This window comes from Pseudomonas sp. K5002, from assembly GCF_013386655.1.
Lineage (GTDB): Bacteria > Pseudomonadota > Gammaproteobacteria > Pseudomonadales > Pseudomonadaceae > Aquipseudomonas.
This window is the reverse complement of record NZ_JACARK010000346.1, coordinates 1-10,018: the sequence shown is the minus strand read 5'-3', so window position 1 is coordinate 10,018 and position 10,018 is coordinate 1. Positions and strand designations below refer to the sequence as shown.

Here is a 10,018-nt window from a genome sequence, read left to right as displayed (position 1 = left end):
CGACCCGCAGCGGCGCGCCGTCGGAGGCTTCCCGGCGGCGCTCCAGAAACACCGGCAAGGTCATGCCCGGCGCCAGGGCCGGGACTTCGCAATACACCGTCTCACCTTCGTTCAGCAGCAAGTCCTGCAGGCGCTGGGTCAGGCTTTCCATGTTCAGGGGTTTGGTCAGGTACGCGGTCGGTGCCAGGGGCAAGGCTTCGCGCACACTGGCGCTGTCGTTGCGGGTACTCAGCAGGATAAACGGCAACAGCGGCGTACGCCGTTGCAGGCGCACACTGCGCAGCAGGCTCAGGCCATCGACGCCGGGCAGCTCCCAATCGGCAATGATCAGGTCATAGGGTTTGTCACGCAGCAACTCGGTGGCCCGCTGGCCATCGGCACACACATCCAGCCGTGCGTCACAGCGCACATTCAGCAACACCTGCTTGAGCAGATCTCGGGACCAAGGGTCGGCCTCGGCAATCAACACACGGGGTACAGCCGGTAAATCAACAGCAGTCATCCAGCACGCTCCATCGGCAATACCAGCACCTTAGACAAAGGAGCCGCCTGCGTACAATGAACAACGGCTGAATACCGTTCATCGGGCACAAAAAAACCCGCCTAAGCGGGTTTTTTGTCGATCAGGTCAACTTTTGATCACAGCTCGGAGAAGCACTCTTCGATGATCGCCAGGCCTTTGTCCAACTGCTCGTCCGGCGAAGTCAGCGGAACCAGCACGCGCAACACGTTGCCGTAGGTGCCGCAGGACAGCAGGATCAAGCCCTTGTCACGCGCCTTGGCCACCACGGAAGCGACAGCAGCGGCGTTCGGCTTGTGGCTGTCGCCATTTTCGAACAGCTCGACCGCAATCATCGCGCCCAGGGCACGCACTTCGCCGATCACCGGGTACTTGGCCTGGATAGCTTTCAGACCGGTCACCAGGCGCTCGCCCACAGCCTTGCAGCGGTCCAGCAGGTGCTCTTCTTCGAACACTTCCATCACGGCCAGGGCCGCGGCGCAAGCAATCGGGCTGCCAGCGTAAGTGCCGCCCAGGCCACCTGGCGCAATGGCGTCCATGTATTCAGCCTTGCCGCATACACCGGCCAGCGGGAAGCCGCCTGCGATGGATTTGGCGAAGGTGGTCAGGTCGGCGGCAACGCCCATCTGTTCCATGGCGAAGAAAGTACCGGTACGGCCGGCACCGGTTTGCACTTCGTCGGCGATCAGCAGGATGCCGTGCTTGTCGCACAGTTCGCGCAGGCGCTTCATGAAGGATTTAGGCGCGACGTAGAAACCGCCTTCGCCCTGCACCGGCTCGATGATGATGGCAGCGATATCACGCGGCTCGGCATCGTTCTTGAAGATGCGTTCGATGCTGGCGATGGAGTCGTCATCGCTCACACCGTGCAGTTCGTTCGGGAACAGCGCGCGGAACACGCCGCCTGGCATCAGGCCCATGCCGGCCGAGTACGGCACCACTTTGCCGGTGAGGCCCAGGGTCATCATGGTGCGACCGTGATAGGCGCCGGTGAACGCGATCACGCCGGCACGGCCAGTGGCGGCACGGGCAATCTTCACGGCGTTTTCTACCGCTTCGGAACCGGTGGTGACCAGCAGGGTTTTCTTGGCGAAATCACCCGGCACCTTGGCGTTAACTTTTTCGCACAGCTCAACGTACGGCTCGTAGGCCAGTACCTGGAAGCAGGTGTGAGTCAGCTTGTTCAGCTGTTCGGTCACGGCGGCGATGATTTTTGGGTGCACGTGGCCGGTGTTCAGCACGGCGATACCGCCGGCGAAGTCGATGAACTCGCGACCTTCAACGTCGGTCACGGTGGCGTTCTTCGCCGACTCGGCGAAGATCGGGTGAATCTGGCCAACACCGCGTGGTACAGCGGCTTCGCGGCGTTTCATCAGGGATGCGTTGGTCTTGCTCATAAAGTCCTCATTCGCCACTCATCGGGTGGCGTGGTCCAAGGAATACGTGGCGGGGAGGCAACTACGGCAGCATGCGATGATCGACTGCCACAGCTTTCCCGGCCACTACGAATAACGGGGTGAAACACGCAAAGGGACAGCGCTCTCGTGCCCTTTGCGTTTGCAACAATGCCTTGCCGGGCTTAGATGCCCAGGCAGAGGTATTTGATTTCCAGGTAATCCTCGATCCCGTACTTGGAGCCTTCACGGCCCAGGCCCGAAGCCTTGATGCCGCCGAACGGCGCCACTTCGTTGGAGATCAACCCGGTGTTGACGCCGACCATGCCGTATTCCAGGGCTTCAGCCACACGGAACACACGGCCCAGGTCGCGGGCATAGAAGTAGGAAGCCAGGCCGAACTCGGTGTCGTTGGACATCGCGATCACTTCGGCTTCGTCTTTGAAGCGGAACAGCGGCGCTAGTGGGCCGAAGGTTTCTTCCTTGGCCACGGCAGCATCTTTCGGCACGTTGACCAGGATGGTCGGCTCGAAGAAGTTGCCTTCCATCACCTTGCCGCCAGCCAACAGGGTCGCGCCTTTGCTCAGGGCATCAGCGATGTGCTCCTGAACCTTGGCCACGGCCTTCTCGTCGATCAGCGGGCCGGTGGTGGTGCCCTCTTCCAGACCATTGCCGATCTTCAGCTTGGCCACTGCCACTTTCAGTTTCTCGGCGAACGCGTCGTACACCGAATCCTGGATGTACAGGCGGTTGGCGCAGACGCAGGTCTGGCCGTTGTTGCGGTACTTGGAAATGATCGCGCCTTCGACGGCCTTATCCAGGTCTGCGTCGTCGAACACGATGAACGGCGCGTTGCCGCCCAGTTCCAGGGAAACCTTCTTGATGTCCTTGGCGCATTCGGCCATCAGCTGGCGACCGATTTCGGTGGAGCCGGTGAAGGACAACTTACGCACGATTGGGTTGCTGGTCAGCTCGCTGCCGATATCGCCGGCGCTGCCGGAGACCACGCTGAACACGCCTTTCGGAATCCCGGCACGCTGGGCCAGTTCAGCCAGGGCGAACGCGGAGAATGGGGTTTGCGACGCAGGCTTGAGCACCATGGTGCAACCGGCAGCCAGGGCCGGGCCGGCTTTACGGGTGATCATCGCGGCCGGGAAGTTCCACGGCGTGATGGCAGCGGTAACGCCGATTGGTTGCTTGATCACGATCAGGCGCTTGTCCGGCTGGTGGCCGGGAATCACATCACCGTAGACGCGCTTGGCTTCTTCGGCGAACCACTCGATGAACGAAGCGGCGTAAACGATTTCGCCCTTGGCTTCGGCCAGCGGCTTGCCTTGTTCCAGGGTCATCAGGCGAGCCAGGTCATCCTGGTTCTCGATGATCAGCTCGAACCAGCGGCGCAGCTTGTTGGCGCGGTCCTTGGCGGTAAGTGCACGCCAGGCCGGCAGGGCCTTGTCAGCTGCTTCAATGGCGCGACGGGTTTCGGCGGCGCCCATTTTTGGCACGGTACCGAGGATTTCGCCGGTAGCGGGGTTGTTGACCTTGATCGTTTGACCGTTGTCCGCATCGACCCAAGCGCCATCAATGAAGGCTTGCTGGCGGAACAACTGGGTGTCTTTGAGCTGCATGTCGGCTTTCCTTAACAGCACCGCGCACGCGCGGAGCGAATTAGAGTTGTTGAAAGGCGCCTTGAGGGCTGCCGTCAGGGAAATCATTCACTGGGCGCAAGCACGTAAATAGCGCACGAAAGGACAAATGTGCGGTTCAGCACCCAGGCAGGAGCGTTTGAAATCTCAAACGAATCCTAGGATCAATGGGGGTGCAGGGCAATAGTCTGTTCGAAAAAAAGAACGAAAACGGCGCATTTGCTCGATTTTTCTGATCAGCGTGTTTCGGGCGAGTTCAACCGCAATTCGTCGAGATGCCCGGTACAGGGCTTCGGCAGCGCCTAATCCTACTGGCAGCAGGCCGAAAAGCGGCATGGACGCCCAAGGTCGACATGGGTATGATGTCGCCCGCACAAGCATCCGTAGCTCAGCTGGATAGAGTACTGCCCTCCGAAGGCAGGGGTCGTGGGTTCGAATCCCGCCGGGTGCACCATATAGCAGTCTCGGGCTGTCTCAGACAGTCTACGAAACACCCCAAGAAGCCCGCCCCGTGCGGGCTTTCTTGTTTCTGGCTTGTCTACCTTTATCTCCCTCATGCTGTAGCTCTGTGTATTGCACGGCGTATCTAGAACAGAGGGGATACACGGGCGTGAAACGGTCAGAAATCAAACGCAGGCCACTCAGTGACATTGCACTGGCCACCTCGAACCCGAGACCTTGGAATATCGCGAGCTCGACGGTAATGGCCTGTATCTGCGCGTGAAGCGGGATGGCCCGAAGTCCTGGCAGCTTCGATATAAAAAACAAGCAGCCAAATTGAGCTGACTTGGCCTAGATGGCTACCCCGAAGTCAGTGGCGCACTGACCAGGAAAAAAGCAGCCAAGTATCGCAAGGAAATAGCAACGCAGGACCAAAAGCGGTTGGCCGTAAATACCAGCTTATTATCGTGAGCTTCACCAATTAGAAACCGCGGTTGTTTAAGGAGTACAGAGTCACAAGGGCCTATGGCAGTGGTTGCCAGCCCGGCGGCACTGAGCATATATGATTGCCCTGACTGGACCTCTCCCTTCACAACGGGAAAATGCGCCGATGCAGCAACTGCGTAAAGACAACCATTACGTGCCCAAGCTTTACCTGAAGCAGTGGGCTAATAAGGGCCAAATCCTCACTTATCGGCTATTGGTTCCTAGCGATAATGTTCCCCTGTGGAAAAAACAGTCGCTGAAAGGAATTGCCTTTCACCAACACCTCTACACCTACCTTGCAGGGCAGGAAGAAACAGACGAGTTCGAACGCTGGCTCGACAATGAATTTGAAAATCCTGCGGAGGAAGCTATCCGTCGAGTTGTTCGAGAAGATCGGATGCTGCCCGAGCACTGGAGACGGCTGGTGCGGTTCGCGGTTGCCCTAGACGTGCGCACTCCGGCTCGTCTGAGACAGTTCATACGCCGACAGAACGAGACATTGCAGACATTAATGGATGAAAGCATGCAACGTTCCGTCCTTAAAATAGAGCAGGCCGCTCAGAGGAACCAACCATTCCCAATATCTTCGGATGAAAGCGTTGCCCCCCCTCTCTTCAAAATATCCATCGAGACTCTCCCGGATGGAGACGGTCAAGTAAAAGCAGAAACCGTTGTGGGAAGGCGATTGTGGATTTGGCAAATGAGGCACCTGTTAACCAAAACGCTAGGCCGCTTACCAACTCACAAATGGACTATCTTGCATGCTCCGGATGGTATGTCATGGCCCACATCTGACAACCCGCTTATACGTCTTAATTTTCAGGACTCGAAGAACTATGATTTTGGTGGTGGGTGGGGAGTCAATAATGGAGACATACTCCTGCCCCTAAGTCCGAAGCACTTACTCTACACCTGCATCGGTAACCAAGTGTGGCCGCGAGGTACCACACTTGATGTTAAGACGGCTAGCTTGATACGGAAGATGATCATTGAGCATGCTGATCGCTATGTCTTTGCTGAGGAAGCTAGTGATGTGCACTTGATCCGGCCCAGACTGGTTTGCTCAGAAACATTTAAAAATGAGTTGTCAACCTGGCAAAACTGGCATGCTGAACAGTGCCGGGCAGAAAGAGAAATGCAAAGCTGATTGACCGCGTGCTCAGCATCTGAGGCATTGAAGCTGGCCGGTCAGAATCTCCAGTAGGTGGCCGCTACGGATCAGTTGCAGTCCTTGAGTTCTTAGCCGACGTCTCCTCCTGACTGATTCCCCCTGTCAGCAAGAATGCAAATGACAGATCGGTGGCGACGCGATCCGGTAGCCACGTGAGCAGCAATGACGCAACTGATCCCACTGTTTAGGAAAACCACCACTGGCCAGCTGGCGCTCCACCCGGCGCGCGCCGTTGTCCCCCCACCACACCTGCGGGCTAAACGTGTCGTTTTTTCCGCACTCCTTCAGTAAGGTCAAGAACTCGTAGCCAGTGGCTAGGCATGGCCCTTTAGGCATGAGATAAAGCCTGCAAAACCCTGCACCGTGAGGCTAATTTCAAGGCCCCTCAGGCTTGCAGATAAAAGCGGCGGCCACCCAAACCATACCCGCTAATTTAGATAATATTATCCAAGGAAGAAAAATGGCCGTAAAAACCATCAAGGAATTAACTGACTCAGTTCGAAAGTTAAAACCAGGTGCGCCGCTTTTAAATTACATAACACACGCACGTTTTCCAAATTTTAAAGGTCTTGAAAGAAATGCCGAATTGGACTTCCCATTTGCACTCACTGCATTAGTAGGTGCAAACGGTATAGGCAAGAGCTCCGTGCTCCATGCATTATATGGGATGCCGGAGGGCCAAAGCACCGCAAAATATTGGTTCGCAACGGCCGTAGATCCAATTGAAGTTAAAGTGGTCCGAGACCCGCCACGATACGTTTATGGTCATTGGCATGAGGGTGTAAATGGGCCTGTCGAAACTCGAAAAGCTCGCATACACAACAAAGCAAGAGCATATGAATATTGGGAACCCACAAAAGTATCAAAAAATGACGGAATGTCTGAAATACCGGCCGAAGAATTTGACAGAAAAAGTACCGACAGATGGAATCCAGTTATTCGAGAAGTCGTCTATATAAACTCAAAATTCAATATTGGTGCTTTTGACAGAAACTTTAATTTTGGCGACAAGGACGATAGTCAAACAGAAAAATATGCAGAGATGCAATGGGGGGCCAACAAGCTAAGACGCGCAATCGATCAAGATCTTCAAAGTTGGCACTTGGGAGGTGGAAGGGAGCGAATTTTTGAAAATCGCATGCTAAAGCAAGTTGAATTGGATGCCATATCGCTCATCCTCGGACGCTCGTACTCTTCAGCAAGACTTATCAAGCACTCTCTTTATCCTACTCAACGAGGAAAAGACACGAGCGTCATCTTCGAACGAGGACGGCAGTACTCAGAGGCGTTCGCGGGAAGTGGAGAAATATCGGTGGTAAGTATTGTCACACAGGTACTATCTGCGCCCCGATACTCACTCATTCTATTGGACGAGCCAGAGACATCACTTCATCCAGGCGCACAAAAAGAGCTTTTGGCTTTTTTACTTGAGCAAATTCTGAAAAAACACCTCCAAGTCGTGATATCTACTCATGCAATAGACTTCATCGAGGATTTGCCTGAAAATGCTATAAAAGTATTTGAAGATAACGGCCAAGGCAAAACGCACATAATAAACAGTAGCTCTCCATATATTGCGTTAAACCGCCTCGGTCGAACTCTGGAAAAGAAAAAGACTATTCTTGTCGAAGACGCAATGGCTAAAATTGTTTTAGAAAGAGCCGCACAGGACCTTCATGAGGGTGAGCAAAATGCTCTGGACATAAGAATTTTTCCTGGTGGAGCAGAGGCAATCTTGTCACGCCAGGTACCAGCGATGCTGCAAGCAGGCTCAAAAGTCTTTGCTTACCTCGACGGTGACAAAAAGAAAGTCGACGTATTCAGCGAGAGTAAAAATATTACTCAAGCAATGCAAACAGATCTACCTGAAATCATTAAGTCCGAAGTTGGATGCTCTCCTAGCTTCACAAAAAATGGCGGAAATGATAAAAAAGGTATTCAAGAACGGCACATTCAAAATCACCTGCAATATCTAGATTGGATGAACTCTTATTTAGAATACATTCCTCTGTGCTGTCCAGACGCAATTGTCTATGAGTGCCTTACAGAAAAGAAACGTAAATTTACCGTAAGTGCAAAAGCAAAAGATGAACTTAGAGCACAGATTGGTTTAGATCAAACAGCAGAAAACTCCATTGGCGTGGCACGTTATGCACTTAACAAATGCAATGACAACCCACACATAACACAAATAACTAAAATTCTTAAAAAGTGGGTAGCAACTGAATAGTGATTAGGGATACAATGACAAACTTTGAAAGACGACCACATCACGAAGGTTCTAAACATTATATGCAAAAGCCAACTGCAATTGATCTCTTCAGTGGATGTGGCGGCCTGACATTAGGTCTAAAACAAGCAGGGTATAATGTTTTGGGCGCCATTGAAGTAGCCCCAAAAGCGCAACAGACTTACAAATTGAACCATCCTGAAGTTCAGCTTTATGAGTCCGATATTCGAGACATACCCACAAGCACTGTTCTTTCTGATCTCGGTATAAAGTGCGGCGAACTCGATCTCCTTGCTGGCTGCCCACCGTGCCAAGGTTTCTCACGCTTAAGAACGCGAAATCGATCGAACTCAGTTGAAGATCCACGTAATGATTTGATACTTCAGTTCCAGAGATATGTTGAGGAGTTGCTGCCAAAAAATGTCATGATGGAAAATGTCCCAGCATTGGCGAAAGATCCACGCTTTACCCAATTAATAGTTAACTTAAAGAAGCTAGGATACAACACTACATTCGAAGTCGCTGACGCAGCAAACTTTGGCGTAGCACAGCGTCGTAAGAGACTGATACTACTCGCATCTAGAGCGGGCACCCCTAAACTTGCGGAAAAAAGCAATAAAAAATTACTTGTTAGAGATGTCATAGCGCAAATAGAGACGCCCCTCTTAAGTTCAGATGCCATTCATACTATTCCAGAAAAACGGTCTGAAGCAGTTAAAAGACTCATCGCCCTTATTCCTAAAAATGGCGGAAGTCGTGCTCAGTTGCCAGTTGAGTACCAACTGGCCTGCCATCTCAGAAGTGATGGTTTCAGGGACGTATATGGAAGAATGGCTTGGGATGAGGTCTCGCCTACCATTACTAGCGGTTGCATTAACCCATCAAAAGGACGCTTTCTTCATCCAGAAGAGAATAGGACCATTACTCTTCGGGAGGCTTCACTGCTCCAAGGGTTTCCTATGGGGTATCGATTCGATGCAGCGCATGGCAAAGAAGCGATCGCCCTGATGATTGGAAATGCTTTACCACCGCCCTTCATCATGGCGCATGCGCTGGCTCTTCTCACCCAAGATTAAAATTGCGCCGTATCCCAGCTTGTATCCCCCATATTTCACGCTAGGCGTAAGGCCTTAAATTACTAGGTCATTGAATAGGGTTCGAATCCCGCCGGGGCACCATATACAGATGAAAAAGCCCCAGGTTGAAAGGCCTGGGGCTTTTTTTGTGGGCGCAAGATAAGGAGGAAGATGCAAATAAAGTAGCAGTTTTCTGGCTGACCATAAGTTCCTCGAACAGCAAAGTTAAAGCCCGAGTGACGCCACACATAGAAGGGCGGGCGCTTGCATCGATTTCAAGCTGGAGGAACTCGCACATGCCTAAAGTGATGCACCAATGATCCAGGGTTAACCTAAGCCTTGGCAGAGCTACCAGGACCAACTTGAGATATTAATAGCCCGCGGAATGATCGCTACAGAGCGATCTAAAGCCTCACTCACCAATTGATGAATATCATCAATCCGTCATCAAGCTGGGGACGACGGCTGAAAGCACTATTGGAGAATGACTTTCCAGACTTGTCCCACCTTGATCTGAATTTGGAGGGCATGGGAGTGGATCACCACTGGCAGGAGCGCGATTGGTAATCGAAAAAATCAAGGCAATAAAAAACCCCTGAGCAATTGCTGCACCGAAGCGCATCAACCGACAGGGGCCGTGTTGCGAATGATTATAAAGGCCGGAAGTCTCTCGTCAACCACCGGCTGGCGACCTCCACCTCAAGGATTTTTCAACGCCTCCAACCGCGCCGGCAGATCCTCCTTGGGAAAGCGCTTATGCAACTCCAGCAGCTTCTCATCCGCCGCCTTCGCCTCTCCCGCCTGCCGCAACCGCAGGATCTCCTGCAGCCCTTGCTCCAATGACGGCAGCACAACAGCCGCGCGCTTGCTCATCTTCGCCACCGGCTCATCCGCCAGCGAACCCGCGACTTCTGCCTGCACCTGAGGCGCACTGTCAGCCTGCGGAGCCACGGAGAATCGAGCCATCGGCGCGGCTGCCGGGGCCGGGCGGGCCTGTTCCGGCGGGGCGGCCGCGTAAGTCCGTGTGGATATCTGCGGCTGCGGCACCGGCGAG

Annotated in this window: 6 protein-coding genes, 1 tRNA gene and 2 pseudogenes; 5 read left to right on the top strand and 4 right to left on the bottom strand. The window is 53.5% G+C overall.

Translation table 11 applies throughout. The features are described from left to right. From HX846_RS16965 to gabD, 3 genes are all read right to left on the bottom strand, one after another. Window positions 1-502: response regulator (locus HX846_RS16965; RefSeq protein ID WP_178965757.1), on the bottom strand; the 502-nt coding region annotated here is incomplete at its 3' end. 137 nt (window positions 503-639) lie between these two features. Next, complete coding sequence (gene gabT / locus HX846_RS16960) at window positions 640-1,917, bottom strand: 4-aminobutyrate--2-oxoglutarate transaminase (protein WP_087693631.1); 1,278 nt, start codon at window positions 1,915-1,917, stop codon at window positions 640-642. Between the two features lie 182 nt (window positions 1,918-2,099). After that, entirely contained in the window at window positions 2,100-3,542 is a 1,443-nt protein-coding gene (gabD, locus tag HX846_RS16955) for an NADP-dependent succinate-semialdehyde dehydrogenase (RefSeq protein ID WP_003218155.1), read from the bottom strand. Between the two features lie 395 nt (window positions 3,543-3,937). On the opposite strand from gabD, the gene HX846_RS16950 reads away from it, so the two are divergent. The 5 genes and pseudogenes from HX846_RS16950 to HX846_RS16935 all read left to right on the top strand — a co-directional run bounded on the left by HX846_RS16950 (window position 3,938) and on the right by HX846_RS16935 (window position 8,964). Then, window positions 3,938-4,014: transfer RNA gene (locus HX846_RS16950), tRNA-Arg, on the top strand. A 156-nt stretch (window positions 4,015-4,170) separates the two neighbouring features. Next, window positions 4,171-4,418: pseudogene (locus tag HX846_RS40250) on the top strand (Arm DNA-binding domain-containing protein); the annotation flags it as partial. 145 nt (window positions 4,419-4,563) lie between these two features. Then, entirely contained in the window at window positions 4,564-5,634 is a 1,071-nt protein-coding gene (locus HX846_RS16945; RefSeq protein ID WP_178965756.1) for a DUF4238 domain-containing protein, read from the top strand. Window positions 5,635-6,049: 415 nt separating this feature from the next. After that, complete coding sequence (locus HX846_RS16940; protein ID WP_178965755.1) at window positions 6,050-7,888, top strand: ATP-dependent endonuclease; 1,839 nt, start codon at window positions 6,050-6,052, stop codon at window positions 7,886-7,888. 62 nt (window positions 7,889-7,950) lie between these two features. Next, on the top strand, window positions 7,951-8,964 hold the full coding sequence (locus HX846_RS16935; RefSeq protein ID WP_178965754.1) for a DNA cytosine methyltransferase: 1,014 nt from the start codon (window positions 7,951-7,953) through the stop codon (window positions 8,962-8,964). A gap of 699 nt (window positions 8,965-9,663) precedes the next feature. On the opposite strand, the pseudogene HX846_RS16930 reads toward HX846_RS16935, so the two are convergent. Continuing rightward, window positions 9,664-10,018, bottom strand: a pseudogene (locus HX846_RS16930) (hypothetical protein); the annotation flags it as partial.

What these genes read in the sequence shown, in the direction of transcription:
- HX846_RS16945 (WP_178965756.1), top strand. Translation starts at nt 4,564, where the DNA reads ATGATTGCCCTGACTGGACCTCTCCCTTCACAACGGGAAAATGCGCCG.
- gabT (WP_087693631.1), bottom strand. Translation starts at nt 1,917, where the DNA reads ATGAGCAAGACCAACGCATCCCTGATGAAACGCCGCGAAGCCGCTGTA.
- HX846_RS16935 (WP_178965754.1), top strand. Translation starts at nt 7,951, where the DNA reads ATGCAAAAGCCAACTGCAATTGATCTCTTCAGTGGATGTGGCGGCCTG.
- gabD (WP_003218155.1), bottom strand. Translation starts at nt 3,542, where the DNA reads ATGCAGCTCAAAGACACCCAGTTGTTCCGCCAGCAAGCCTTCATTGAT.